We start from the raw sequence: 25,232 nt of genomic DNA on the forward strand, positions 1-25,232 counted from the left end.
AACTCGCTCGCAATGACACAGCTATACGAGCAAATTCAGTTATCGCGGTTGCGAGCCATGAGTAGCAACGCCACAAAGCGCAAGAACTGAATAAGCGACATAAGAAAACTTACAACGTAGGTCATTGCGGCGGCGGTAAGCACCTTGCGCGAAAGCGCGGCTTCCTCGCTCGAAAAAAAGTTTTCCCTAAGTTCCTTTTGCGCTCGGCGGCTCGCGTCGAACTCGGTGGGCAAAGTCACGAGCGAAAACAGCATGCTAAGCCCGAACACCACCGCGCCTATGGCGATGAGAACCGTGCCGAAAGTGGTATACGGCGAAGCGAACCCGAGCAACATGCCTATGAGCAAAAGCGGAAACAACGCGCGGTTAGCCAAATTAACCACCGGCACGAGCTTAATTCTGAGCGTTGAAAACAGATACTTTTTTGCGTGCTGTATGGCGTGCCCCGCTTCGTGGCAAGCCACCCCTATCGCGCTTATAGTGCGCGAGCCGTAAACCGACTGCGAAAGCGAAAGCACGTTTGTGACGGGATTGAAATTATCCGTGAGATGACCGGATATTTTTTGTATCTGCACGTTGTAAAGCCCGTTGCGGTCGAGCACTCGGCGAGCAACCTCCGCCGCCGTAAGTCCGCAATCGGCAAACACCGCGCATTTGCGAAACGTACTGTCTACCTTTATCTGCGCAATAACGCCCGCAATTGTAAGCGGAATGAAAAGCGCGATAACAATAACGTAGAACCGATATTCGGGCGAAAACGCACGCCAATAGTCCAACAACATATCTATCATGTTTTGCACGTCTCCTTATAAAGGATACTGAAATCTTTGGTATATTATAACTTGCGAAAAGGGATTTGTCAAACGCTTTATTGCCTATACCGGCGCGAACGCCGTCATTGCGAGCGAACACGCCATTCGCCCCCGTCATTGCGAGCGAGTGAAACGAGCGTGGCAATCTCGGGCGGGAGAAAGTAATAGTTGTTGTACTTGTTCCATGCAGGAGATTGCCGCGGGCATAAATGCCCTCGCAATGACATTAAACCCGTAAGTAACCGCAAAGGCGGCGGAGAAGGGTTGCGGATTGGCACAGCTGTGGGTGCGCCCGCGCGGGGCTGTATTTCTTATACTGCCCCAAGTGGGCGCGCACAACGCAGTGACAAGACGCGCCCTTATACGCCCGCCTTTAGGCGAAGAATTTCTTCATTATGTTCAAAAACTCCCCCACTTCCGTTTCGTCGAGCGACGAAATGTAGTCGCTGAGCTTGCGGTAGTTGTCGGTTTCCTCGCCGGCTATCACCGTTTCTTTTATATAGGGGTTGTAGTAGTTTTCGCCGTTTGCGCTCAGGCGGCGCATTATTTCGGTTACTTTGTCGCGGTGATGCAGTATCATACTGCGGTATTTGTTTTGCAGGCGCAGAGCCTTTTTCGCGTTGCCGCCCGACATTTCCGCTATCACCTTGCGCACGCTCACGCCGCGAGCCTTGCCCACGAGCACGCGTTCGATAAGCTCTTCTATCTCGTCGCCGTTAAACAGTTCGAACCGTTCGCGGGCGGCGTCTACAAGTTCTATGCCGAGGTCGGTTGCGAGTTTGGGCACGAGCTCGAACATTTTGAGCTGGCTGTAATAATAGTTGCGCACGCTGTTCACGCTCCTTCCCGTGCTCTCGCTCACTTTGGAGAACGCCCAAATCAGTCCGCGACCGTTCTCGCGCGCTTCCTTTGCGAGCGCGAATAGAGTTTTCGTTTGTTCGATAGTCCAATTGTTTTCCATGTAAGTAAAAATACCTCCTAAATCAGTGCTACACCGAATATTGCCGCAAAGTCATTTTTTTATACGTAAAATCATAAATATATTGCATGGAATCAGTGCTTCATTTTGTGGCGGACAATTGCGTGCTCTTGCTTAACGGCTCGTTTGTTCAAACGGCGGCGGCGGTTCGCTACGCTTCCGACGACCCTCTTTACGTAACCGTTCTGCCACTCGAGGCGGCGTATTTGCCTTACACTGTGGAAATTCTAAACGGCAAGGCGGTAACGAACGTTTCTCTCGCCGTATGTTGCGATATGGGCGGCGGACACCGCTACATAGAACTCAAGCCGCGAAGCGCGTACGTATATTCGCCGGCGTCCATGCGAGCCTCCGAGCCTTCGAGCACTCCCGGGCAACTGCTCGGATACGTGCGGGCGGGAAACTTTACGGCGGCGCGTTCGCTTATGAGCGACGAGCTTGCGGAATCGGTTTCCGACGAAGCTCTCGGCGAATTCTTCGAAGACGTGCTTTCGGTGCGCGAAAATATCTACACGCCCGAAAAAGGTTGGCTTTTGATAAAAAAGGACGGCACGGCACAGCGATGCGATATAATAGTGCATGGCGGACTGATAGAAAACATAGTAATATAGGACAATTTTGCGAAAGGCACTTGATTTTACCTCTTCGGTGTGATATAATATTAAAATACAAAGACAAATTCGGAGAGGCTGTATATGTCTAAAATAATAGCGGTAGCAAATCAAAAAGGCGGCGTAGGCAAAACCACCACCACCATCAACCTCGGCGCGTATCTCGCCGCGCTCGGAAAAAAGGTTCTTCTCATAGACATAGACCCGCAGGGCAGCACCTCGAGCGGACTCGGAGTGGAAAAGCGCAAACTCACCAAATCCATATACAGCGTGCTCGTGGGCGAAGACAAAGCCGCCGACGCGATACGCAACACTTCGGTGAAAAATCTGGATATCATTCCCTCCAACATAGACCTGTCGGGCGCGGAAATAGAACTCGTGAGCATGGACAACCGCGAAAAGGTGCTAAAGTCCGCTCTCGGCGAGCTGAGAAACCACTACGATTATATTTTAATCGACTGCCCGCCGTCGCTCGCACTGCTCACGGTAAACGCCATAACGGTTGCCGACTCCATACTCATACCCATACAGGGCGAATTCTTCGCGCTCGAGGGCTTGAGTCAGCTCATGAACACAATCAAACTCGCGAAAAAATACCTCAACCCGTCGCTCGACGTGGAAGGCGTGGTGCTCACCATGTTCGACGGGCGCAGTAACATAGTGAACAACGTAGCCGACGAAATACTCAAAGTATTCGGCAAGAAAGTGTTTGCAACGCGCATACCGCGAAACATTCGGCTCGTTGAATCCACGAGCTACGGCTTGCCCATAATGCAGTACGAGCCGCGTTCCACCGGTTCGCTCGCCTATCTCTCGCTTGCCGAGGAGCTGTTAAAGCGCAATAACGACACGTTCACGCCCATAAAGAACATAGGTTCGCTCAAAAAACAGGCATGAGCGGCTCTCTCAAAAAAAATATACTCCGTCAACGCCCCCGCCTGCTCTATGCGGGCATAAACAACACGGGCGCGGGCTGGATAAACTCCAAAAGCTCCGCCGAAAACGCGGAGCTGATATTTATTTCGAGCGGCAGAGGAAAGATAGAGGCGGGCGACGAAACTTACCCGTTCGGCGCGGGCGACTTGCTGGTGATAAACGGCGGGTGCGCTCACCGCGAATATTTGGAAGAAACCGAAGGGCGCGAAATTATATTCGCGGGCATAGGAAATCTCAGGCTTTACGGGCAAAAGCCCGACACTTTACTTGCCGACCGCGAGTTTTGTTTGGTGCACACCGCCGAATATTCTTCCGCGCTCAAAACGTATTTGAGCGAACTTATAGCCGAAACCGAAAATGCTCAACCGCTCTGCGAGAGCGTAGCCGAGCATTTATTGAAAATAGTATTTTTGTTCGCAATGCGGCTCGTTTCTTTCGACTCCGCCGACACGTTCAACGAAAACCTCGGCTATCTCGCCGCGAAAAAGTATTTCGACGAGCACTTTTTGGAAATAGACTCGCTCGACGGCGTTTGCAAAAGCCTGTATATAAACAAGTACTATCTTTCCCACCTTTTTACGCAAAAAACGGGTTATCCGCCCGTTAGGTATCTTATAAACAAGCGCATAGAGCACGCCTGCAACTATCTCGAAACAACCGACATGAACGTAGCCGACGTGGGAAAACTATGCGGTTACTCCGACCCCTGCTACTTTTCGCGCATGTTCAAAAAAGTTAAGGGCGTTACTCCGCTAAGATACAGATACTTGTTCAAGTTGGAAAAGAACGGAAAGTAGCTACCGTTACTTTCTCATGCGGGGGATTGCTTCGCTACGCTCGCAATGACAGGTAAACCCAAACGTCATTGCGAGGGCATTTATGCCCGTGGCAATCTCATACATGAAACATGTTTAGCAACCGTTGCTTTCTCATGCGGGGGATTGCTTCGCTACGCTCGCAATGACACGGTAACCGTCATAACGTCATTGCGAGCGAGTTTACGAGCAGCCCAATCTCAGAGTAAAATCCGACTAAAGCGACTCAACCGCGTAAATTATGATTTTCGCGTGGTCGAACGCTATACCGCCGCGGGCAAGTATCTCGCTGCGGTTTATATCTATTTTGCCGTCTGCGCCGCGAACGAGTTTTAGCTCGGTTGTGGCGATTTCTTCGCCGCTCTTGAGTATGAGCTTGTAAACGTCGCCGCTCGCAAGATAATCTATGGAAAACCATTTTGCGTCCGACGCGTCGTCGCCCGCCGCGGGCGCGATAGGTTCGGGCAACAAGCCCATAAAACAGGTGCTCACCGTCCAGCCGCGCGGGTCCCTGCCGGGAGTGGACACGGTAACAAGCTGTTCGGTATCCACTTCAATGCCCGTTTCTTCGCCGAGTTCGCGCTTTGCCGCGTCTTCGGCGCACTCGCCGGGATTTACGAACCCGCCGGGAATTGCCCACTCGCCCAAAAACGGATGACCGCCGCGCTTTATCATGAGCACGGCAAGCCCGTCGCCGTTGTCGGCGAAAAGAAGATTGTCGGCGGTGTAGCTCGGGCGGTCGTAAGCCGTCCTGTCGTATTCCGCGAGGAATTCCTCTTGTGTTCTGCCTTTACTGTCGGTGATTTGCATGGTTTTCAATTCCTCCGGAATTTTTTGTTTTTTATTATGGGGTATTTTCCTCATGCGGGGGATTGCTTCGCTCGCGTTGCTCGCTCGCAATGACGGGAAAACGCGGGTGCTCCCTCATGCGGGGGATTGCTTCGCTCGCGTTGCTCGCTCGCAATGACAATGCGCTCCGCCCGTCATTGCGAGGGCATTTATGCCCGCGGCAATCTCCCACATGGAGCAACTTTATTACTCAAAAGTGCCCGCAACGATTTCTCGTATCACTTTGAGTACGCCGCCTTCGTCGTTGCTGTCGGCTATGCGGTTGCCGTATTCGAACATATCCTCGTTGGCGTTCTTCATCACGTATGCGTATTTAGCGCATTTGAGCAGCGGTATATCGTTGTAAAAGTCGCCGAATGCCACAGTTTCGTCGGCGGTTATTCCGCGGTGCTTTTGTATGGCGGTGAGAGCTTTGCCCTTGTCTATGCCGTTTTGCATAACGTCCATCCAAACCTCGCCGCTCACCGTTGCCGCCGCCCTGCCGCCGAGCATTTTAACCAGCCTGTCGAATGAGCCCGTGCGCGGATTGCGAAGGTCGCAAATGGCGATTTTGTTTATATCGTCTTGCACTTTCCAAAGCTCGTCGCGCGATACTCTGCGGAAATAATAGGGCTTTACGTGCGGTTCGTACTTTGTGCCTTCCACGCTTTCGAGATAGGTGGTTTGACTGCCGCACAGCAACACGTGCGCGTCCTCGCCCTTGCTCCACTCCAGCACTTCGGTTACTATTTCGCGCGGGACGGGGCGCGAATATATGATTTCGCCGCCCGATATCGCAACCGCGCCGTTATCGCAAATAAAGTCTATATCGTCGGCTATGGGTCGGAAATTCTCGTAAAGCGTGTACGGCGAACGCCCCGACGATGGCACGAAAAGCACGCCCTTATTTTTGAGAGCGTGCGCAAGCGGAAAAATTTCCGCGGGTATAACCTTGTCGGTACCCAACAAAGTGCCGTCGAGGTCTGTGGCTACGAGTTTAACCATACGTATATTATATCCGCCGCCACGCAAAAAGTCAACAAAAACGGAGCGGCGATTGCGGGCAATTGCCTATCGTAGCGAAAGCGTTTCGCCGTCGTATTCTATTTCGTCGCCGAGATAAGCGAGCGCGTCATCCAAATGTGCGCGTATGCTCTCGCCCACTCGCGAAAATCCCAACTCTTTGGCTATAAGCGCGTACAGCCCCGACTTTTGCGCACTCACGTTGCGCCGCAAAATCTCCCTAAGCCCCTCGGCAAGTTCTTCTGCGGCTATGTGCTTTATTTCCCGCGGCGCACTCCCCTCTTCGGGCACGCGAAGCATGGGCGCGGGTTTGTCTTTGAAATACAAAAATCCGTTTTTGCGCACAATGCCTTCGCGCTCGCATCCGTACATATCGCGCCTGAACTGCGCCGTAACCGCCGACGTCACTTTGTTTCTGCCGTAGAGCGGCGCGAGTCGCTTTATTATCCACTCCTCGCTCAGCGGAGCTTCGTCGAGCATAACCTCTCGCACGAGCGCAATCACGCTTTTCACTCTATTGCGCACTTGATACACGTCCGCCGTTTTGTATATCGGAAACTCGAACCGGTCGCGCACCGTTTCTTCGGCGAAAGACTCGGGCTCGATATAGGCGTTGCCGTTCGCGCTCGGCGCGTTTTGCAAGTCGCTCACCGCGGCGCGGGCGGCGGCGAGCAAACGCTCCTTTTCCGACTTTTTGTTGCGAAACCAGTCTGTGGACCAAATGCGGTAAAATTTCCAACCCATACGCTCGAGCACTTCCTGCCTTAGCCTGTCGCGGTCGCGTGCGGAACGCGACGAGTGATAGCTCGCGCCGTCGCACTCGATTGCAAGCGCATAGTCCGACGAGTCGGGGCGGCGCAACGCTATATCTATCTTAAACGACGAACAGCCCACCTGCATATCGGCGGCAAATCCGTTGTCGCGCAAAAACTCGCAAACCTCTTGTTCGAACTCCGAGTCGAACATATCGAAACCGTTGGTTTTAATCGAGCGGGCAAGCGCGATTTCGCCGAACTCGGCGTAGTCGAGATATTCTCTAAGCAGTCTTGCGCCCTCCGAACCCGCTCTCGACAAGTCTATATCGGTGGCGTGCATGCTCGAAACGAGCACCACGTTTTCCTTTGCGCGGGTTACCGCCACGTTGAGCCGCCGCTCGCCGCCCTCGCGGTTGAGCGGTCCGAAATTGAGCAGCAGTTTGCCCTGCGCGTCCCTGCCGTACGCCACGCTGAAAATTATCGCGTCGCGCTCGTCGCCCTGCACCGTTTCGAGGTTTTTAACGAAAAACGGTTCGGGCTTATCGGCGCGGAAAAAGTCTTCGCGCACAGGGTCGTCGCGCCTGCGCTTTTCTATTATTCGCTCGATGAGATTTTGTTGCGCTATGCCGAACGCAACCACGCCCAAACTGCGGCGGGGATATTTTTGCGCGTATTCGAACACGAGGTCGGCAACCTTTTCCGCCTCCGCCCGATTGGTTTTGCTCTTGCGGTCGAACGTGCCGCCCGCAAAACAAAACTCCACGCCGTAGCCCTGCTTTTTGCCGCCCGCCGACGGAAAAGTGACAAGTTCGCCGTCGTAAAAGTTCTTGTTGGAAAATGCTATCAAAGACTCGTTGCGGCTGCGGTAGTGCCACTTGAGCCGCTTTTGCGCAAACACGGTGGAGCACAAATCGAGTATGGACTCGAAATCAACCACGTCGCCGTAGTCCTCGTCCTCTTCGTCCGACTCTATCACCGCGTTGAAAAAGTTGGTAGGCGGCATCTGTTTGCCGTCGCCCACCACTATCAGCTGTTTCGCGCGGTAAATCGCGCCTATCGCGTCCTGCGGGAATATCTGCGACGCCTCGTCGAAAATAACGGTGTCGAACTTAATATCCGCGCCGAGGTATGTACTCACCGAAAGCGGCGACATCAAAAAGCAGGGCTTGAGCGTGAGCGCAAGCTCGCCTATTTCGCCGAGCAGACGGCGTATGCTCATCTGCTTGCGCTTTTTGCCGCCCTCGTGAAGCAATATGCCGAGCGCACTCCCCCTCGCAACCATTTCGGTGCCGGGTCGAGTCGCGCTCAAAGCGGCTTTGATTTTGGCTTTGTTTACGCCGAACGATATTCTGTCTTTTTCGCAAAACAGTTTTACCGCTTGGTCGTGTCTCACTCTGCCGAGCTCGTCGAGCACGGGCGAATTTTTCATAACATAGTCAAGCCACTGAACGAAAAACGCTTTTTTATAGACGTCGGCAAATTGCGCCGCGGGAATTTGCATATCCAAAGCAATATTCGTAAATTCCGCCAATCCGAGCGCGGACAGCTTGCGGCGCAGTTCGCTAAACATGCGCCACTCGTCTATGGCTTGCGTGTTTTCCAAACAACCGCGGCACTTGTCTTGCAACTCGCCGAGCGAGCAGGTGCGCAAATCGAACTCATCGGCGTTGAAATCTGCGGCGAGAGCCTCGAACGCGCCCGAATACTCGGCGAACGCTCTTTTGTATCGCGCCGTTATCTTCGCAAGCTCGGGCTTTTCGTTTTCCAGTCGCTCCGCCGTGTAGTCGGACAACGCGCCGAATTCCGCGCCGTCGGCGATAACCGCTTTGAGCGCGGCAATTTCGGTTTCGAGTTTTGCGAAATCGGTGTTCACTCCGTTGTAACCCGAGCCCAAAAGTTCCGCGGTTTTGCTCTCGAGCATGCCGAAATCCTCGCTTCGCGCGGCGTGCCTATTGAGCAGTTCGGCGTATTGCACCGCCTTTTTGTAGCTCGGCTTTTTGCCGTCTTTTTTGCACAGCCGCAGTTCGCTTATTATGCGCCTGTATTCGCCGCCGAACAGCCGCTTGAAAAATCCGCTATACTCCCTCGAGAGTTTTTTGTATACCGTTTTGCCGTCCAGCTTATATATATCTTCGTCGAAAATCTCGCCGAGTTGCGCTCTAAGCGAAATTATTTCGTTTGCGAGCGCGTGCATCTTCTTTACTGCTTCGTCCGCTTTTTGCACCGCGCTTACGCTCAAAAGCCGAGGAGTAACGAATTCGCAGTCGTCGAGTAGGTCGAACAGCGAGGCGAACGCCTGCGCCCGCTTTATTCCGTCGGCGGCGGAGGTTAGGTATCTTTTTGCGATTAAGTCGCGCAGTTCCCCGAGCTCGCCGCAAAGTTCCTCGGTTGCCGTAAGCCGTTCTTTTATCTTCGCCACGGCGGCGTAAGTTGTATCCGTCCCCGCGTAGCCGTACCATACGTTTCGCCTGTAATCGTACCCCACGGTTTGGGCAAAGCCCGCGAACCTTTTGAACAGCCCTTCCGCCTCGGTCAAAAACTCTTCGCCCTTAAGCGAAATATCCGAAATCACGTACTCGAGGTCGGGCGCGTTTCTCAGAGCCGAAACCTCCTCGCACATATCGTAAAACGATTTGCCTATAGGCTCGCGCACCGCGTGCAGTTCGGCGCAGTAATCTTCTATTGCTTTCTTTTCGCCGCGGAGTATTTCAAGCTCTTTATCCGCCCGCGCCGACACCACGGTGTTGTCTAATCGCAAAGTGCGGCAAAGCTCGGCGATAACCTCTTTTTTGTTCGCCTTGTGGCTGTGAAGCTCGAGGCAAAATTCTTCCAACCCCGCCGCCTTGAGTTTGCCGTAAACCACGTTAAGCGCGGCGAGCTTTTCGGACACGAACAGCACCTTTTTGCCGCACGAAAGCAGTTTGGCTATTATGTTGGTTATGGTCTGGCTTTTGCCCGTGCCGGGAGGTCCTTGCAACACGAAACTTTCGCCCCTGCCCGCAAGCTCTATGGCTTCGCATTGGCTGGAGTCGGCGTCTACTACGTTACACAGTTCGTCGAACTTTGCCGACTCGGCAGGCTCGCCCGCCTCCCCGCTTTTTTCCGCGGGTTCGCCGAGCAACGCCCGCACCGTTTCGTTTTGCACGATTTTCTCGGCGTTTTCGGTCACGTCCTCGTACATGTTGATTTTCTGAAAACAGAACGTGCCGAGTTTGCACTCGGTAAGCACCGTAAAATCCAACGCTTTTACGAGCTTTGCCACTTTGTTGAAATAGTTAAGCGCACCCTCGTCCTCGTCGTAGTCGGGCAGTTCTATCCCGAAATCGTTTTTGAGCTTGAAGGCAAACGCCGGATTTGTAATTATCTCGTCGTCTTCGAATTTTATGTAGTAGGGGTCTGCCGCCGACTCGTTCTCAATCTTTACGGGCGCGAGCAACAACGGAGCGCGCATTACGTACTGCGACTCGTCCGACTCGAACCAACGCATAAATCCGAGAGCGGCAAACGCTATGTTTACGCCCGTTTCCTCTATCGCGCTCTTTGCTTTTTTGTCTAAGTTTTTTACCGCCGTTATCGAATTAAACGACGAACTGTATATAAGAGTTTGGTTGCGCCCCGCTTTGAGCCTGTATTTATACAAAAACTCGTCGCGACTCAATCGGCGCGGTTTGTCCTCGTCTTTGTTTCGGTACTCGTCGTCGCGCTCTATGCTCGCGTCGTACACCTCGAGCCTTCCGCCCTTTTCGACTTTTTCGAACACCGTATAAAAATCGGGCAACAAAATTTCCGCCGTTCCCGACTTCGTGTCCTTAAAATTTATCAGATTGTTGCGCTTGCCCGTATCGAGCAACAACTCCGCCCACTTATTCAGCTTTTCTTTTTGCATACGCTTTTCCGCCGCTCGTTTCGTTTTCTATATTGTAACACATAGCGACGAAAATGTAAATTACTTTATTTTCTTTCGAGCACGCAAAGCGTCTCGACGTTTGCGGAGTGAGGGAACATATCGAAAGGGGTTAGGCGGGAAATTTCGTAGCCGCCCGAGATGAGTCGCGAGCAGTCGCGGGCGAGGGTTGCGGGGTTGCACGAAATATATATGATTTTGGGGGGATTTGCGGATATTATCGCTTCGAGTACGCGGGAGTCGCAACCCGAGCGAGGAGGGTCGAGCACCGCGCCGAGTTTATATTTGTCGGCGGAGGAAAGTTCGCTTATTATTCGGGGCAGTTTTTCCGCGCAGTCGCCGCACACCGTTTGCACGTTAGCTATACCGTTTTTAATAAGCATGGCGTTTGCCGAGTCCACCGCCTTTGGCTCTATTTCCACCGCGATTACTTTTTCGGCGGTGCGTGCCAAAACGGCGGACAGCACTCCCGCGCCGCTGTAGGCGTCGAGAATTACCGACGCGTCCGCCTCTTTTGCCGCTTCGCGATATAAAAGTTCGCGCACGCCGTCGTTCACCTGAAAGAAACTTTGCGGGTGCACGCTTATTTCCAGCCCGTTTTGCACCGAAACGGCGGGCGTTCCGCCTATAAGTTCGCTCTCTTTGCCCAAAATCACGTTGTTGCGCAAAGTGTTGTAATTTATGTAGTAGGCGTACTTTTCGCCGTAGAGATTACGCAAAACCTCGTCGAATTTTTTTAACTTTTTGCCATGGTTGCCGTTCGACACTACGGTTACGGTGTAAAAATCCCCCAGCTTGCGAGCGGTTATGTGCCTAACCGAACCCGAGCCGTCGGTTTCGTTGTAGCCCGAAATACCGTTTTCGTGCAAAAATTTGCCGAACGCTTCAATCAGTTTACCGTTTCCCTCGAACTGAACGGGGCAATCGGACACGGGCACAACGCGATGCGAGCCCAAAGCGAAAAAACCTATTTGCGCGGGATTGCCGCGCACGGGCAAACTCATCTTGTTGCGGTAGTTTTTTGTAAGCGGACTTTCAACCGTTTTGTCCGCGCTCGCTCTAAGCCGCGCCGACTTGAAAAAGGTATCTTCTACCGACTTCCGCTTGAACTCGAGTTGCGCCGCGTAAGACATATGCTGCAATACACAACCGCCGCACTTTCCGTAAACGGGACAAAACGGCTCTACCCTATCGGGCGAAAGCCGCAATATGTTTTGGAGCTTGCCCACCGCAAAAGTGGGCTTTGCCAAAATTATCAGGGCCCGCACCTTTTCGCCCGGCAACGCGTAACGCACGAAAACGGTGTATCCGCCTATGTGCGCTATGCCCTCGCCGTCATATCCGAGCCCGTCTATTTCTATTTCCACAACGTCGTTTTTGTTAACGGGAGTCATGCTATTTTCTTTCCGCTATGGGAACGTATTCTTTTATTTCCGAAATGCACTTGTAGTTCGGGCGGATTATCTTGCCCTTGTTGCTGAGTTCTTCTATGCGGTGTGCGCTCCACCCCACTATGCGGCTTACCGCGAATATGGGCGTAAACAGTTCGGTGGGTATGCCGAGCATGGAATTTACAAATCCCGAATAAAAGTCCACGTTTGCCGAAACGCCTTTGTACATGGTGCGGTTTTCGTTGATTATTTGAGGCGCGAGCCGTTCCACTTTGGCGTAAAGCTCGTATTCGTCGGTCTTTCCTTTCGCCTCTGCGAGCTTTTCAACGTAGGCTTTGAGTATTTCGGCGCGAGGGTCGCTCATGGAATACACCGCGTGCCCTATACCGTATATAAGCCCCGATTTATCGAACGCTTCCTTATTGAGCAGTTTATACAAGTAGTCTTTTACTGCGGAGTCGCTGTTATCGCGAAGATTTTCTTTCATATCTTCGAACATTTTGGTAACCTTTATGTTCGCTCCGCCGTGCCTCGGTCCTTTGAGCGAGCCGAGAGCCGCCGCTATCACCGAATATGTATCCGCGCCGCTCGACGACACCACGTGCGTTGTGAAAGTGGAGTTGTTGCCGCCGCCGTGCTCGGCGTGCAGGACGAGCATCATATCGAGTATCTTGGCTTCGAGCTCGGTATATTTTCCGTCGGGGCGCAACAGCCTCAGCATGTTTTGCGCGGTGGAGAGGTCTTTTTTGCAGGTGTTTATCACAAGCCCGCCCTCTTCGTGGTAATACTTATAAGCCTGATACGAGTACACGCTCACGAGCGGGAACTGCGCTATAAGTTGCAAACACTGTCTCAGCACGTTGGGTATGGAAATATCGTCGGCGTTGTCGTCGTAAGAGTAGAGCGTGAGCACGCTTCTGCTCAAGCCGTTCATCATATCCACGCTGGGAGCTTTCATTATAACGTCGCGCACGAACGAAACGGGCAGAGAGCGGAAACCGCACAAAAGTTCGTTGAACTCTCCGAGTTCCTTTTTGCTCGGCAACGAACCGAACAACAAAAGATACGCGGTTTCTTCGAAGCCGAACCTGTTCTCGCTCACAAAGCCGCGCACTATATCTTTTATATCTATGCCGCGGTAACGCAGAGTTCCGTTGCAAGGCACGCTGTTGCCCTCGGCGTCTTTGGTTTTGCCTACCACTTCCGAAATATCGGTAAGTCCCGCAAGCACTCCTTTGCCCTGCTGGTCGCGCAATCCGCGCTTAACGTCGTACCTGTAATAAAACGTATTGTCTATTACGGTGCTTTCTCGCGCCATTTCGCCCAGTCTTTCTATCTTGGGCATAACCTCTTTCAAAAATTCGTTAAATTCCATTTACTCGCGCTCCGTTTTGATTTATTTGCCCATTTCTTTAATTGCTCGGTCGGTGTCCCTCTTTATCGCTTTGTCGCGAGCTGTATCACGCTTATCGTAAAGTTTTTTGCCCCGCCCCACTCCTATCTCGATTTTAACCTTATTTTTCACGAAATACAATTTTGTGGGTATTAGGGTAAGACCTTTTTGACGCACTTTACCTTCGAGTTTGTCTATTTCCGCTCTGTGCAACAGCAGCTTGCGGTTTCTTCGCGCGTCGGGTGCGAACGAATTGCCTTTCTCGTAAGGCGATATGAAGAAGTTTTTTATCCACAGTTCGCCGCCGTCGAGTTGACAAAAGCTATCGCGCAATCTTGCATTGCCGAGTTTGACCGACTTCACCTCGCTTCCTTCGAGCACTATGCCCGCCTCTATCGTATCGGTTATTTCGTAGTCGAAATACGCTTTTTTGTTGGTATCGATAATTTTCATTAACATTCCTTTCTCATGCAGGAGATTGCCACGCTCACTGCGTTCGCTCGCAATGACGTTAATACCTAACGATTTCAAGATTGCCGCGTAGTCCTACGGACTCCTCGCAATGACATTAATATCTAACGATTTCGAGATTGCCGCGTCGGGCTACGCCCTCCTCGCAATGACATTATAATCGCATGTACTCCTCGCAATGACATTATAACCGCAAGTACTCCTCGCAATGACGTTAATACCTAACGATATGCTACTTGCCAACGCAGAATTTGGAAAATATTTCGTCTATTACGCTGTCGCTCGGATTTTTGCCCGTTACGCTCCCGAGCGAGTCGAGAGCTTCTCTCAAGTCGGCGCAAACACAGTCGGCGGTGAGAGTGTTCACGGCAATCTTCGCTCGCTCCAAACTTTCTTCCGCTACTTTGAGCGCGGCATACTGCCGAGCGTTGTTTACCGAGCCGCCGCTTTGGGTTTTGAACTTGGATATTTCGTATAGTTTTTCTTTGAGTTTTTCCGCGCCCTCGCCCGTTTTGGCGTTTAATACTATTATTCCGTTTGAACCGTTTTGTTCTTCGGATATAAAAGATTTACAAGAGTTTAACACGATAACGGTGTTTTCGTCAACGGTTTTGCCGCTTATTTGCTCTTTTTTTCTCACAACGCGTATCACAACGTCCGCTTCTTTCGCTTCGCGTATGCTCCGCTCTATGCCCATTTTTTCGGCTTTACTGTCAGTTTCGCGCAGTCCCGCGGTGTCTACGAGCACAAACGCGCATCCTCTGTATATCATCTTTTCTTCCACGGCGTCGCGCGTTGTGCCCTCCTCGTCGGACACAATCGCTCTGTCCTCTCCGAGCAAGGTATTGAAAAGAGTGCTTTTGCCGGCGTTGGTCTTGCCCGTGAGCACTACTCTGAGTCCCTCTCGCTTAATTCTGCCGCCGTTGTATCCTTTAAGTTCCTTTCTTATATTTTCGAGCGCGTCGTCTATATCTTTTACGGTTTCTTCGTTCGTCTGCTCCTGTACGTCCTCTTCGGGGTAGTCTATGCTCACCTCGGCTTTCGCCGCCGCCGTAACCGTTTGATTATATATTTCGTCTATGGTTTTTCTCGTCTTTCCCTCGCTCTGCTCGTATGCGGAGTCGAGCGCAAGCATGCTGTCGGCGTCTATCAAATCGCCTATGCCCTCGGCTTGAGTCAAATCGATTTTGCCGTTCATAAACGCGCGGCGCGTAAATTCTCCGGCTTCAGCCATTCTCGCGCCCGCGTCAAGTATGCACAAAAGAGCTTGCTCGGTAAGATATTTGCCGCCGTGAAAATACAGCTCCACGCTTTCCTCGCCCGTGTAACTTTTGTTTCCGAGAAAGGCAACCGCCATTATTTTATCGCGCACTTTGGAACTAAACTTGCAATTCACCATAAGCGCGTGACTCTTTCCGTCGAAACCCTCGGTTACTTTCTTTGCCGTTTCCACGCTTCCCGCGCCCGACAGCCTTATGCAACTTATCGCGCCGCGGCCGTGCGGCGTGGCTATTGCCGCTATTACGTCTTTTTCGCTGTTTGTCATTGTCTTTTTTCCTTTATGCACACATTGCACAATCTATGCACTGCGAGTTATCCACATTGTGGATAAGTGTGTGGATAACTTTTTTATTATATGCGGTTATACACTGTAGAGTGTGTATATAATGTTTATATAAGTGGGTCGTTTTGAGTGGGTTGTCCACATTGCGGTTTTTGTGCGTAACACATTATCTTGCCCACATTTTAATATTTTTATACCTAAAAACACTAAATACGGATGTATCCACATATACACGCTTTCTACTTACACTACTGCTACCTAATAATAATATATACTTACTTGCTAAAGCGGCTGTTTTTTGGGTTTGTTTTGCGAGCGCGGATATTTTTGAGGCGTTTCTTTTATTTTTTTAATCAAAACGAGCTTGCGAACTATATCCGTACCGAATACGTTAACCTGTTTTACGTCCTCTATTTTTCCGCCCAATATCTTTATTGCGGTTTTTGCTTCGTTTATTTCCTCTTCGCAATCGTCCGATTTATAAGATATAAACGTGCCGCCGGTTTTAACGAATGGCAAGCAGTATTCGCAAAGCGTGTTTAACCTCGATACCGCTCGGGAAACAATCGTATCGTAAGTTTGAGTTTTGGGAAGGTCTTCCGCTCGGGAGTGAATTGCGTGCGCGTTGGTTAAACCGAGTTTGTCGCGTAATTCGTTTAAGAAATTTACGCGCTTGTTTAGGCTGTCTATGAGAGCGAACTCGTTTTGTTGCATTACTATAGCCAAAACCATTCCCGGAAAGCCCGCGCCCGTTCCTATATCGGCAACCTTTCCGTTTACGTAAGGGAGTGCGGCGAGCGAGTCTATAAAGTGCTTTGTTACTATTTCCTGCGGGTCGGTAATGGCAGTGAGATTGAACAGTTTGTTTTGTTCGATTAAAAAATCACGGTAGACGCGAAATTTGTTTTCCGCGTCCGCCGCTTTGTCGGTGGGGATATTTATGCTTTGAAGATACCGTGAAATGAGCCGCAAACTTTTCTCCTTACTTTTTGCCGTCGTTTATATAGAGTATGCCCAACGTGTTTTTTCCGCAGTGGCTCGTTACCGTGCAACCCGCTTTGGTTTCGATAATCTCTTTGAACGGCGCAAGTCTTTGTATTTCCTGCCTTACGAATTCCACCGTTTGAGGGTCGGCGTAAGTGTGAGTGACGAATATGCGCGTGTAGTCGGGAGTATTAAAAGAGTTCAGCGTGTCGGCAACGTATTTGAGTATTACTTTGTCGAAACTACCCATGTATTTTTTGCCTACCACCATGCCGCCGTCTTTAACGAGTATGGTGGGTTTTATTCTCAGTACCGACGCGGCAAAACTCGCAATTCCGCTGCACCGTCCGCCCTTTCTCAAATATTCCATGGTGTCAACCACGAAAGAGGCTTGTACGAACGGTATTCTGTTTTTTATTTCGCCGTAAATTTCTTGTGCCGAACAGCCGCTTTCCGCCATATCCGCGGCGTGCATCGCAAGCAGTCCCGTGCCTGTGGAAAGATTGTAGCTGTCTACTACGAATACGTTGTTAAGCCGAGCCGCCGCCTTTTTTGCCATTTCGTTGCTTGCCGAAAATTTGCTCGAAATATTGAAATGTATTACCGAGTCGCCGCAGTCGGTATACTTTTTGAAAAACTCGTAAAAGTCCTCTTCGCTTCTTGCGGCGGTTTTGGGCAGAGCGCCGTTTTCCTTTACGTAAGAAAATATATCGGTCGGGGCGATATCCACTCCGTCGTAAAAGCTGTTTGCGCCCAAAGTTACTATAAGCGGCAGAAAATCAATGTTTCTTTTTTCGAAAAGGTAATCGAGGTCCGCCGTGGAGTCGCAGGTTATCTTTATCATTTTGTTTCTCCCTTATTTCGTGTTTTACCGTCAGTCCGCGGTGTTGCGGTCGTGATATAATAGTTGAAGAAGATATTCGAGTATGGAACCTTTGCTAACCGTAAGTACGGATTTTCCGTACACGGCTTCCACGGGATAAAAAAATCCGTCTTCGGTGCGCGAGTCGTTACTGTGGTTGCGGTTGTCGCCCATTACGAATACGTTTCCTTCGGGTATCTTGATTTCGGTATCGAAAGGAAAATCGTTGGAAAACTTACCCGAGTTTTTTTTCATAGGCTCTTTGATGTAGCTTTCTTCGAGCTTTACGAATTTGTCGGAGCCTCTGTTCTTTCTATGAACGGCTACGAGTTCCTCGCCCGTTTCTTCGTTTTTGTAAGGTTCGAATATTAGTACGTCGCCCTCAACGGCTATAACTCTCTTTATAATGTTGGTTTTCTTGTTTTGAACGTCTTTGGTTATTACTATTACGTCCTCTCTCTCGTAAGTGGAGGTGACTTTAAGCAAAAGCACGTGGTCGCCGTTGTGATAGGTGCTTTCCATGCTTTGTCCGCTTATGTTGCAAAGTTGAAAGAAACAAACGAAAATAAGCAAAAAACTCAAAAAGAACACAACGAAATACAGAAAAGCCACTACGTAGGGATTTTCGGGTTTCTCGTTTGTAAGAAAACGGTCTTTAATGACTATTTCCCATTTTTGTTTTTTGTTTTTTTTCATTTTGATATTATACCCACAAAATCGAACTTATTATAATTTCGTTGGGAGCGTCTATTTTAAGAAGAATTACGTTGTTCCAGCCCGTGAAAGTTCCCTCGCTCGACCTAAGCTCGGACGGCGATATCATAACTTTAGTCCAATCGGTATCGGGAGTTACGTATTTTTTGCACGAATAAGTCAAAAAACGGTCGCTGTCGGTAAAAGAAAAGGTAATTTCCTGCGGAGTGGGCGAGAAAAGCAAAAACTGAAGATTTACGTCCGGTCCGCCGCTGAACGCAACGTCGCCGAGTTTGTACGTAAACAGTCCGTTTTGAGCGCAAATTCCGCTTATTGAAAAAGGTCCTTTCTTTATTAAGGGCTCGCCGTCGCCTTCGGTGAAAAAATCGTCCGTGCCCATATCGCTGTCGTATATAAGGCGGCGTTTCACTATGGTGGTGGGCGTTATATCGAGAGAGGAAGGCAACTTTTTTATAACCTGCGTTGAGTACGTAAATCCTTCCTGCGTGGTTGCCGACACAAACGAGTATATGGGTTTATCCAAAGAATACACTTCGGTATAACCTATGTATTCGTCTTCGCCCGCCTTTTCGAGCGAAACGGCACGCCAATTCCTGTATGCGGGATTGGTAACGCCGTGCGAAACGTACAACTGAGCTTCCTTTAATTTTACGGCGCATTTAACCGAAAAATACATTCTTTTTTCGCCGCCGGATATTGAAAGGTTGAGCGGCGGCGCGAGATTATCTTTGATTTCGCAAGAATTTTCGTCGCCGAGATACAAATTCAAAAACATTTTAAGGTTTTCTATTGTTTCTTTTGTGAATATGCGGTTTGCGCGAGGAACGATATTGAGAATGTTTTTCTCGCATTTTCCGCTGCTTCGTTTGGATATATAAAGTATGTCTTTGTCCGCTGATTTGTTGCTGAGCTCGCTAATTGCGTCGAGCGACGAGTCGGTGTCGTTGGAACAGCACTGATGCAAAAACGGAACTTTGAGTATTTGCGAATAGCCCGTTACGTCCAAACTAACGCTGATTTCCATAAGTTCGGGGTCATCCGCGGGCGGGAAAAATCCGGGCGAGAAAAACGAAGCCGCGCAAGACGGATAATCGCATATCGCCGCGCTTCTGAGTACGGGTGCGCCGCCCCGCCCCACTCCCACGAGCGCAACTTTTTCGTAGCCCTCGCTTTGCGCGAAAGTGATAGCTCGCAAGCATATTTCAGTCCACACGTAATGGCAGGATTTTTGCGGACTTTCGGTTTTTTTGTACAGGTTTTCCGCCGAATAGTTGGCAAAAGAAAGCGGCGGCGGATAAATGGTAAATCTCATGCGGTCGGCTACGTTGCCCGCATAGTCCACTATCAAAAGAGCTTTGCCCTCGCCCGTATATTCCGAAATATCCGTTTTGCTTATATCGGAGTCGGGGTCGAGCATTATTATTACGAGTTTGTTTGTCTTTTCGGTAGGGACGAATAACCGCGCGTATATTCGCGTGCATCCCGCGGGCGTTGCCTCGCCGTTGAAATACAAATGTTTTTCAACGCCGTTTTCCGCGGTTACCGACGCTATTTCGCTTACGTCCAAAGGGAGCAACGTTCGGTCGTGTTCCGCCCAAAGCATTTGAGGTGAAATTACCATACAAGCATTTTACTCTATTTGAATGAGTTTGTCAAGTAATCGTTTCCGCGCTGTAAAAGGAGTTAAAACATAAAAAAAGATTGATTTGCCGCCGTTTGGGTGATATAATAAAATAATGAACAAAAATTACGGTGAAAAAGTAGCGGTAGTAACGGGCGGAAGCAGCGGAATAGGGCGCGAACTAATCGGCGGACTTATAAAACTCGGATATAAAACGGTGTGCGTTTCCCGCTCCGAACCTAAAACGGATAACGGTACGGAATGCGACTTTTTCAAATGTGATTTGTCTTGCGCCGAGCAAACCAAAACAGCGGCGAAAGAAATAACCGAAAAATACGGGCGCGTCGATTTACTTATAAACAACGCGGGACTGGGAATTTCGGGCGCAACCGAGCTGTTGCCCGAAGAAAAAATAAGATACGTTGCGGAGGTAGACTACTTTGCCCCGCTCGTTTTTACTCGAGAGCTGTTGCCCGCCATGCAAAGAGGGAGCAAAATAGTAATGATAAGTTCGGCGTGCGCACTGTTCGCCCTGCCTTTTCGCGGCGTGTACTGCAGTGCGAAAGCCGCGCTCAACATGCTCGCTTTCGGTTTAAGAATGGAACTTAAAAATAGCGGAATAAACGTGGTTTGCATTTGCCCCGGAGATATAAAAAGCGAATTTACCGCAAACAGACTTAAATACACCGATACCAACGAAAGATACGGCTTAAGCGTGGAAGCGGCTCAAAACAAAGTGGACGGCAGAGAAAACAAGCGCATGAACGCCGAAAAGGCAAGCAAAAAAATACTTAAGATAAGCGTGAAAAAGAAGGGCGCGCTTTATATAATAGGCGCGAAATATAAATTTTTATATTTTTGCTCCAAGATTTTTTCGCAAAATTTTATGCTTAAAATGACCGAAAAATTGTTTTTACCCAAGTAGAAAGTTTAACGGTTAAAAACGTCATTGCGAGGAGGGCGTAGCCCTACGAAGCAATCTCATCCGAAAGAAAATTTACTCGCTTCTTAGCGCGTCGACGGGGTCTTTCTTAGCCGCAAGGCTGGCGGGGATTAGTCCCGCAATCACCGTAAGCAGTATGCTTATTCCTATCATAACCACCGCGGAGAGAACGGGCAACGCCGCAATGGAATAAATTCCGAACAGCGTTCCGAGTATCATATTTAATATAAACGACAGCAAGTAAGTTATGGCTATGCCGAATACGCCCGACGAGCCGCCTATTATAAAGGTTTCGGCTACGAACAACGCGGAAACGTCGCGCTTTCTACCGCCCAAACTGCGTATCACGCCTATTTCTTTTACGCGCTCCATTACCGAAACGTAGGTTATAATCGCTATCATCACCGTAGACACAACGAGCGACAGCGCGGTAAACGCGATAAGCGCGGCTGTAACTATATCTATAAGGTCGTTTACAAGACTGATTACCAGTCCGAGATTGTCGGTGTATTTTATTTCTTCCCTCTGCTCGGCGGTTATAACTTTGTCGCCTACGGTTATATCGCCGCTTTCGTTCCATTTATCGAGATAGGCGCAAACTTTGTTTTTCCACTCGAAATCGGTGGGATAAACGGATATCGCGCTCGGAGTGTTTACGCCGCCGAGGTCGCGCTTTGAAAGAGTGTATATTTTGTATTCCTGCCCGCCGTTTGCCGAGCCTCCGCCCATTGCGCCGAGCAGAAGACTAAGTTGGTTCATTGTGCCCGCAACTCCGTATCCCGCTTGAGGTTCGCCGTTTAGCACGTATTGAAAAGGATACAACACCACCTTAAAATCGTTGCCGCCCGCAGTGCTCGGAGCGGAAGAAAAACTCTCTAACTCGTTATCGTTGAGGTATTTTACTATTTCGGAATTTAATCCGTCGGCAATCACCGCGTCGGTAAATTTGCTCGTGTAATAAAAGCCCGATTGCATGCTGCCGTACGCCATTCCTTCTTTAGGGCGCAATATAGCGGTTATTTTAAGTTTTTTTCCGCCCGTAAAGCTGTTATCTACGGTAGAACGGTACGTAAACGGTACGTTTTCTTTGTTTATGCTCGAGCCCGGAATAGGCGGCATGTTTTCCGTACTTTGGTATATGGTGTCGTTCGGATACCAGGTAAAGGTTTTTCCGAGCAGTTCACTATAGGTGAATTTGTCTTTCCAAAGATTTTCGTCGTATTTGTCTTGCGCGTCGGGGTCGTCTTTTATGGCTTTGTACGCAATATTCAAAAATTCGTCTTGAGAGAAATAGCCGAATTGCGCAAGAGTCAAGTCGGTGAGCGAGTATTTGTCGCTCACAACGAGCATTATTTCGTCCTCTTCTTCGGCGAATTTGCTCGTTGATTTGTCAGAAATTATATCGTACTGCGAAAGTATAAAGTCTTTATCTCCGGGCAATTGTCTGAAATGGTCGGTAAACATGGGTATGTACTGCGCGTAGTCCTTGAACTCGGTTTTTCCGAGCATGTGCGTATACATTTCTATTGCCGCCGCCAAAGACATAGTTTTCGTTTCGGTGGGGTTTGATGTTTCGCCGTCCGCCGAGCTCGGCAACGCTTCCAACTTAAAATCGGTGTATAAGTTGAGCGACGAGTTAATTCCGTATGTTGCCGAAACTGAAGCGTAGTATTCCTCGGGCATGGCTTTTACGTATTCGAGGTATTCGTTTGTGATATCGTTGCGTATCATGGCGGACTCCATTTCTCCGCCGCGTTCGGCAAGATACTCTATCATCTGCTCCACGTTTATCTTGCCGTTTTCTATGGAAGATGACGCCGCGCCCGCTTTTTCCATTGCGTTCATGCTTTCCATAATTGCGGTCATATCGAGAGCTTCGGTGCTTATGCGCACGGGATTGCCCGAAAGCATATCGTTTTGCATGTCGGCGATAAAGTTTTGCACGCCCGTAGACACCGCAAGCACCGTAGCCACGCCTATTATGCCTATAGAGCCGGCGAAGCAAACGAGCAAAGTGCGCTTGAGTTTGGAAAGCAGATTTCGCGCCGACAGCTTAAACGCCGACCAAAAGGAAAGTTTTGCTTTTTTCGTTTTGGGTTTTTGTGTTTCCGCAATTGCCGCTTGCGCTTCTTTTTCTTTAGTTTCTTTTTCGTTTGCAGGCTCTTTTTCTTCTTCTGTTTCGCCGCCGAACGGATTGGAGTCGGCTACCACTTCGCCGTCAAGCAATTTTATGATGCGCGTGGAATACTTTTCTGCAAGCTCGGGATTGTGCGTAACCATTATAACAAGACGTTCTTTTGAAATATCCTGTATCAGGTCCATTATTTGCACCGAAGTTACGGTGTCGAGCGCGCCCGTCGGTTCGTCGGCAAGCAGTATTTCGGGCTCGTTTACGAGTGCGCGGGCAATCGCCACGCGTTGGCACTGTCCGCCCGATAATTGATTGGGCTTTTTGTTGTACTGCCCTTTAAGCCCCACTTTATCGAGCGCTTCGTGCGCTCTGCGCACTCTCTCGGCTTTGTCAACGCCCGAAATATTGAGCGCGAGTTCCACGTTTTGCGATATGGTTTGGTGCGGTATCAGATTGTAACTTTGGAAAACGAAGCCTATGCGGTGATTGCGGTAGGTGTCCCAGTCGCGGTCGCCGTAGTTTTTGGTGCTCACGTCGTCTATGTACATTTCTCCGCTCGTGTAATGGTCGAGCCCGCCTATTATGTTTAGAAGCGTTGTTTTGCCGCAACCGCTCGGCCCGAGAACGGAAACGAATTCGCTCTTTCGAAAAGATATATCCACTCCCTTGAGCGCCTGAACCTTTCCGTCGCCTACGGCGTAATCTTTTGTAATCTTTTTGAGTTCGAGCATGGTTTTTCTCCGTTTTTCGATTTTTTCTAATTATTATAATACAAAAATATGCGTTTGTTAAGCGTTACGGGCAATCGGCGAAATTAAATTTACATTAAATCTTTTTGTTTGAGTAGTTTGCGAGCAGTATTTTGGTGTCTATTTTGCTAACGTCGGTGCGCGGAAATTCTTTAACGAAAACTATATCGTGCGGCTCGGCGTACACCGAAATTTTTTCGCGTATGTTCGAGCGAATTTGCTCGCCGAGCGCGGGGTTGTCGCTCTCTGCGAAAAGTATTATCTTTTGTTCGCCGCCGTTATTTGAGAGCGGCACGGCGCAAGCTCCTCTTATTTCGGGCATGGCGCAAACAAGCTGTTCTATTTCCATGGGATACACCGGTATGCCTTTAACTTTTATAATGCGCTTGTAGCGCGATACGAAATGAACGAAACCGTCGGAGTCTACGTATCCGCAGTCGCCTGTTTTAACGAACTTTTTGCCGCCGTGAGTGAAAAACACCTTTTCGGTTGCGTCGGCGTCGGCAACGTATTCTTCCATGAGAGTGTCGCCCGAAACCGAAAGCTCGCCCTTTTCGCCGCGCGGCAACGGCGCGGGCGGCTCTGCCGAGAAATCAAACGCTTCTATCTCCAAGCCCAAAAGCGGTTTGCCCACGGTTTCGCCGCGGTTGTCTTTATATGTGTTTACCGAACAAACCGTTACCGTTTCGGTAAGTCCGTACCCCTCGAACAATCGGCACGTGCCGCCGTTCTTTTTTATGTGACGGTCGAAACTTTCGAGCAGAGTGCGCGGAACGAAATCGCCGCCGACGAACGCGACGGAAAGCGAACGAAGCATTTTGCCGTTGAAATCGGGGTGCGATAAGAGGGCTTCGTACAGCCTCGGCACTCCTATTACGAACTGCACGTTTCCGCGCTTGATTTCCTTTATCGCCGACGCTCTGCGGAACTTGGGAAACAGCACGTTTTTGCCGCCGTGGCACAGCATTGCGTGCACTCCCATTGCAAGCCCGAAGCCGTGAAATACCGGCAAAACGCTAAGCATTCCGCTATCCGTCCCCTTTTCTATGCCGAGTATCCAAAGTCCCTTTTTGGCAAGATTGTTTATCGAATTCGCGCTCAATCCAATCACTTTGGGAGTGCCCGTAGTGCCGCCCGATTGCAACAAAACGTCGGTGTTTTCGCATGCGGGACAGCTTATCGATTTTTGCGGCAAAACTATGCTTTCGGGTTGTTTTTCGAACGAAGAAAAGCGGTGTAAATTCCCGCCCTCACGCGGCTGCGGATTTTTTATCGAATACAAGCGTTTGCCCAAAATAAGCGAATTTGCGGGGTTTACGGCTATTATTTTTGCAAAATCGCACTTTTCGGCTATTTTTTGCGCGTTATCGGAGAGCACAAACGCTATTCTGCTCCCCGATTTTTTCATTGCCGAACATACTGCTTCGGGAGTGGAAAGAGGGTGCAAAGGAGAACATTTCAAACCCGAGTGAGCCGCCGCGTAAAGCAGGTATACGCTTTCGGGAATATTGGGCAAAGCAAAGGTGACCGCCTCGCCTTTTTCGAGTCCGAGCTTTAGTAAATTTACCGCAAGTTTTGTCACTTTTTTGTCGAGCGAGGCATAGCTTATGTTTTTGCCCATAAAGCGCAAAGCGGTGTGTTTGGGAAACAGTTCCGCCGTTTTTCGCACGGGCGAATACAGCGAAACGGCGTTTTCGAATTGCAGTCCTTTGTTTATAAACAGCTCGTTTTCGGTCATGATTAAAT

General features: G+C 49.9%; 19 protein-coding genes. 4 read left to right on the forward strand and 15 right to left on the reverse strand.

All coding sequences use genetic code 11. From position 1 onward, the window contains the following. Window positions 1-35 precede the first annotated feature (35 nt). Entirely contained in the window at window positions 36-791 is a 756-nt protein-coding gene (locus NFR55_RS02000; RefSeq protein ID WP_251545713.1) for a zinc metallopeptidase, read from the reverse strand. 394 nt (window positions 792-1,185) lie between these two features. Continuing rightward, window positions 1,186-1,773: a hypothetical protein gene (locus tag NFR55_RS02005; protein WP_251545715.1), complete on the reverse strand. Its 588-nt coding sequence runs from the start codon at window positions 1,771-1,773 to the stop codon at window positions 1,186-1,188. An 86-nt stretch (window positions 1,774-1,859) separates the two neighbouring features. Between NFR55_RS02005 and NFR55_RS02010 the strand changes: the two genes are divergently transcribed. From NFR55_RS02010 to NFR55_RS02020, 3 genes are all read left to right on the forward strand, one after another. Further along, window positions 1,860-2,402 carry a hypothetical protein gene (locus NFR55_RS02010; RefSeq protein ID WP_251545717.1) on the forward strand — a complete coding sequence of 181 codons (543 nt, stop codon included), beginning with the start codon at window positions 1,860-1,862 and terminating at the stop codon, window positions 2,400-2,402. An 84-nt stretch (window positions 2,403-2,486) separates the two neighbouring features. Further along, complete coding sequence (locus tag NFR55_RS02015; RefSeq protein WP_251545719.1) at window positions 2,487-3,299, forward strand: ParA family protein; 813 nt, start codon at window positions 2,487-2,489, stop codon at window positions 3,297-3,299. Further along, entirely contained in the window at window positions 3,296-4,135 is an 840-nt protein-coding gene (locus NFR55_RS02020) for a helix-turn-helix domain-containing protein (RefSeq protein WP_251545721.1), read from the forward strand. The genes NFR55_RS02015 and NFR55_RS02020 overlap by 4 nt, the downstream gene beginning before the upstream one ends. A gap of 234 nt (window positions 4,136-4,369) precedes the next feature. Here the strand turns inward: NFR55_RS02020 and NFR55_RS02025 are convergent, their stop codons facing one another. The 11 genes from NFR55_RS02025 to NFR55_RS02075 form a co-directional block, all read right to left on the reverse strand. Next, complete coding sequence (locus tag NFR55_RS02025) at window positions 4,370-4,963, reverse strand: NUDIX domain-containing protein (RefSeq protein WP_251545723.1); 594 nt, start codon at window positions 4,961-4,963, stop codon at window positions 4,370-4,372. A 225-nt stretch (window positions 4,964-5,188) separates the two neighbouring features. Next, on the reverse strand, window positions 5,189-5,986 hold the full coding sequence (locus NFR55_RS02030; RefSeq protein WP_251545725.1) for an HAD family hydrolase: 798 nt from the start codon (window positions 5,984-5,986) through the stop codon (window positions 5,189-5,191). A gap of 66 nt (window positions 5,987-6,052) precedes the next feature. Next, complete coding sequence (locus NFR55_RS02035) at window positions 6,053-10,645, reverse strand: DUF4011 domain-containing protein (protein ID WP_251545727.1); 4,593 nt, start codon at window positions 10,643-10,645, stop codon at window positions 6,053-6,055. A gap of 65 nt (window positions 10,646-10,710) precedes the next feature. Next, window positions 10,711-12,057 carry a 23S rRNA (uracil(1939)-C(5))-methyltransferase RlmD gene (gene rlmD / locus NFR55_RS02040; protein ID WP_251545729.1) on the reverse strand — a complete coding sequence of 449 codons (1,347 nt, stop codon included), beginning with the start codon at window positions 12,055-12,057 and terminating at the stop codon, window positions 10,711-10,713. Between the two features lies 1 nt (window position 12,058). Then, entirely contained in the window at window positions 12,059-13,429 is a 1,371-nt protein-coding gene (locus tag NFR55_RS02045) for a citrate/2-methylcitrate synthase (RefSeq protein WP_251545731.1), read from the reverse strand. Between the two features lie 21 nt (window positions 13,430-13,450). Continuing rightward, window positions 13,451-13,900, reverse strand: coding sequence for an SsrA-binding protein SmpB (gene smpB, locus NFR55_RS02050; protein ID WP_251545739.1), 450 nt, complete (start codon window positions 13,898-13,900; stop codon window positions 13,451-13,453). A 250-nt stretch (window positions 13,901-14,150) separates the two neighbouring features. Further along, window positions 14,151-15,464: a tRNA uridine-5-carboxymethylaminomethyl(34) synthesis GTPase MnmE gene (gene mnmE / locus NFR55_RS02055; protein ID WP_251545741.1), complete on the reverse strand. Its 1,314-nt coding sequence runs from the start codon at window positions 15,462-15,464 to the stop codon at window positions 14,151-14,153. Window positions 15,465-15,764: 300 nt separating this feature from the next. Then, the gene (gene rsmG, locus NFR55_RS02060; RefSeq protein ID WP_251545743.1) at window positions 15,765-16,454 is read right to left on the reverse strand and encodes a 16S rRNA (guanine(527)-N(7))-methyltransferase RsmG; all 690 of its coding nucleotides are present in this window, start codon (window positions 16,452-16,454) and stop codon (window positions 15,765-15,767) included. 10 nt (window positions 16,455-16,464) lie between these two features. Next, the gene (locus tag NFR55_RS02065; RefSeq protein WP_251545745.1) at window positions 16,465-17,310 is read right to left on the reverse strand and encodes a DegV family protein; all 846 of its coding nucleotides are present in this window, start codon (window positions 17,308-17,310) and stop codon (window positions 16,465-16,467) included. 30 nt (window positions 17,311-17,340) lie between these two features. Then, on the reverse strand, window positions 17,341-18,024 hold the full coding sequence (gene lepB, locus NFR55_RS02070; RefSeq protein ID WP_251545747.1) for a signal peptidase I: 684 nt from the start codon (window positions 18,022-18,024) through the stop codon (window positions 17,341-17,343). A 7-nt stretch (window positions 18,025-18,031) separates the two neighbouring features. Beyond that, the gene (locus tag NFR55_RS02075; protein ID WP_251545749.1) at window positions 18,032-19,663 is read right to left on the reverse strand and encodes a hypothetical protein; all 1,632 of its coding nucleotides are present in this window, start codon (window positions 19,661-19,663) and stop codon (window positions 18,032-18,034) included. A gap of 115 nt (window positions 19,664-19,778) precedes the next feature. On the opposite strand from NFR55_RS02075, the gene NFR55_RS02080 reads away from it, so the two are divergent. Further along, window positions 19,779-20,588: an SDR family NAD(P)-dependent oxidoreductase gene (locus NFR55_RS02080; RefSeq protein ID WP_251545750.1), complete on the forward strand. Its 810-nt coding sequence runs from the start codon at window positions 19,779-19,781 to the stop codon at window positions 20,586-20,588. 72 nt (window positions 20,589-20,660) lie between these two features. Here the strand turns inward: NFR55_RS02080 and NFR55_RS02085 are convergent, their stop codons facing one another. Beyond that, entirely contained in the window at window positions 20,661-23,468 is a 2,808-nt protein-coding gene (locus tag NFR55_RS02085) for an ABC transporter ATP-binding protein/permease (RefSeq protein WP_251545752.1), read from the reverse strand. 94 nt (window positions 23,469-23,562) lie between these two features. Beyond that, window positions 23,563-25,224 carry a class I adenylate-forming enzyme family protein gene (locus tag NFR55_RS02090; protein WP_251545754.1) on the reverse strand — a complete coding sequence of 554 codons (1,662 nt, stop codon included), beginning with the start codon at window positions 25,222-25,224 and terminating at the stop codon, window positions 23,563-23,565. Between the last annotated feature and the right edge of the window lie 8 nt (window positions 25,225-25,232).

The organism is Pumilibacter intestinalis (assembly GCF_943193005.1).
GTDB lineage: Bacteria > Bacillota > Clostridia > Christensenellales > Pumilibacteraceae > Pumilibacter > Pumilibacter intestinalis.

Coding starts and splice junctions, on each gene's coding strand:
- NFR55_RS02085 (WP_251545752.1), bottom strand. CDS start 23,468: ATGCTCGAACTCAAAAAGATTACAAAAGATTACGCCGTAGGCGACGGA.
- lepB (WP_251545747.1), bottom strand. CDS start 18,024: ATGAAAAAAAACAAAAAACAAAAATGGGAAATAGTCATTAAAGACCGT.
- NFR55_RS02090 (WP_251545754.1), bottom strand. CDS start 25,224: ATGACCGAAAACGAGCTGTTTATAAACAAAGGACTGCAATTCGAAAAC.
- NFR55_RS02035 (WP_251545727.1), bottom strand. CDS start 10,645: ATGCAAAAAGAAAAGCTGAATAAGTGGGCGGAGTTGTTGCTCGATACG.
- smpB (WP_251545739.1), bottom strand. CDS start 13,900: ATGAAAATTATCGATACCAACAAAAAAGCGTATTTCGACTACGAAATA.
- NFR55_RS02000 (WP_251545713.1), bottom strand. CDS start 791: ATGATAGATATGTTGTTGGACTATTGGCGTGCGTTTTCGCCCGAATAT.
- NFR55_RS02065 (WP_251545745.1), bottom strand. CDS start 17,310: ATGATAAAGATAACCTGCGACTCCACGGCGGACCTCGATTACCTTTTC.
- NFR55_RS02005 (WP_251545715.1), bottom strand. CDS start 1,773: ATGGAAAACAATTGGACTATCGAACAAACGAAAACTCTATTCGCGCTC.
- NFR55_RS02020 (WP_251545721.1), top strand. CDS start 3,296: ATGAGCGGCTCTCTCAAAAAAAATATACTCCGTCAACGCCCCCGCCTG.
- rlmD (WP_251545729.1), bottom strand. CDS start 12,057: ATGACTCCCGTTAACAAAAACGACGTTGTGGAAATAGAAATAGACGGG.
- NFR55_RS02080 (WP_251545750.1), top strand. CDS start 19,779: ATGAACAAAAATTACGGTGAAAAAGTAGCGGTAGTAACGGGCGGAAGC.
- NFR55_RS02075 (WP_251545749.1), bottom strand. CDS start 19,663: ATGGTAATTTCACCTCAAATGCTTTGGGCGGAACACGACCGAACGTTG.
- NFR55_RS02025 (WP_251545723.1), bottom strand. CDS start 4,963: ATGCAAATCACCGACAGTAAAGGCAGAACACAAGAGGAATTCCTCGCG.
- NFR55_RS02045 (WP_251545731.1), bottom strand. CDS start 13,429: ATGGAATTTAACGAATTTTTGAAAGAGGTTATGCCCAAGATAGAAAGA.
- mnmE (WP_251545741.1), bottom strand. CDS start 15,464: ATGACAAACAGCGAAAAAGACGTAATAGCGGCAATAGCCACGCCGCAC.
- NFR55_RS02030 (WP_251545725.1), bottom strand. CDS start 5,986: ATGGTTAAACTCGTAGCCACAGACCTCGACGGCACTTTGTTGGGTACC.
- NFR55_RS02015 (WP_251545719.1), top strand. CDS start 2,487: ATGTCTAAAATAATAGCGGTAGCAAATCAAAAAGGCGGCGTAGGCAAA.
- NFR55_RS02010 (WP_251545717.1), top strand. CDS start 1,860: ATGGAATCAGTGCTTCATTTTGTGGCGGACAATTGCGTGCTCTTGCTT.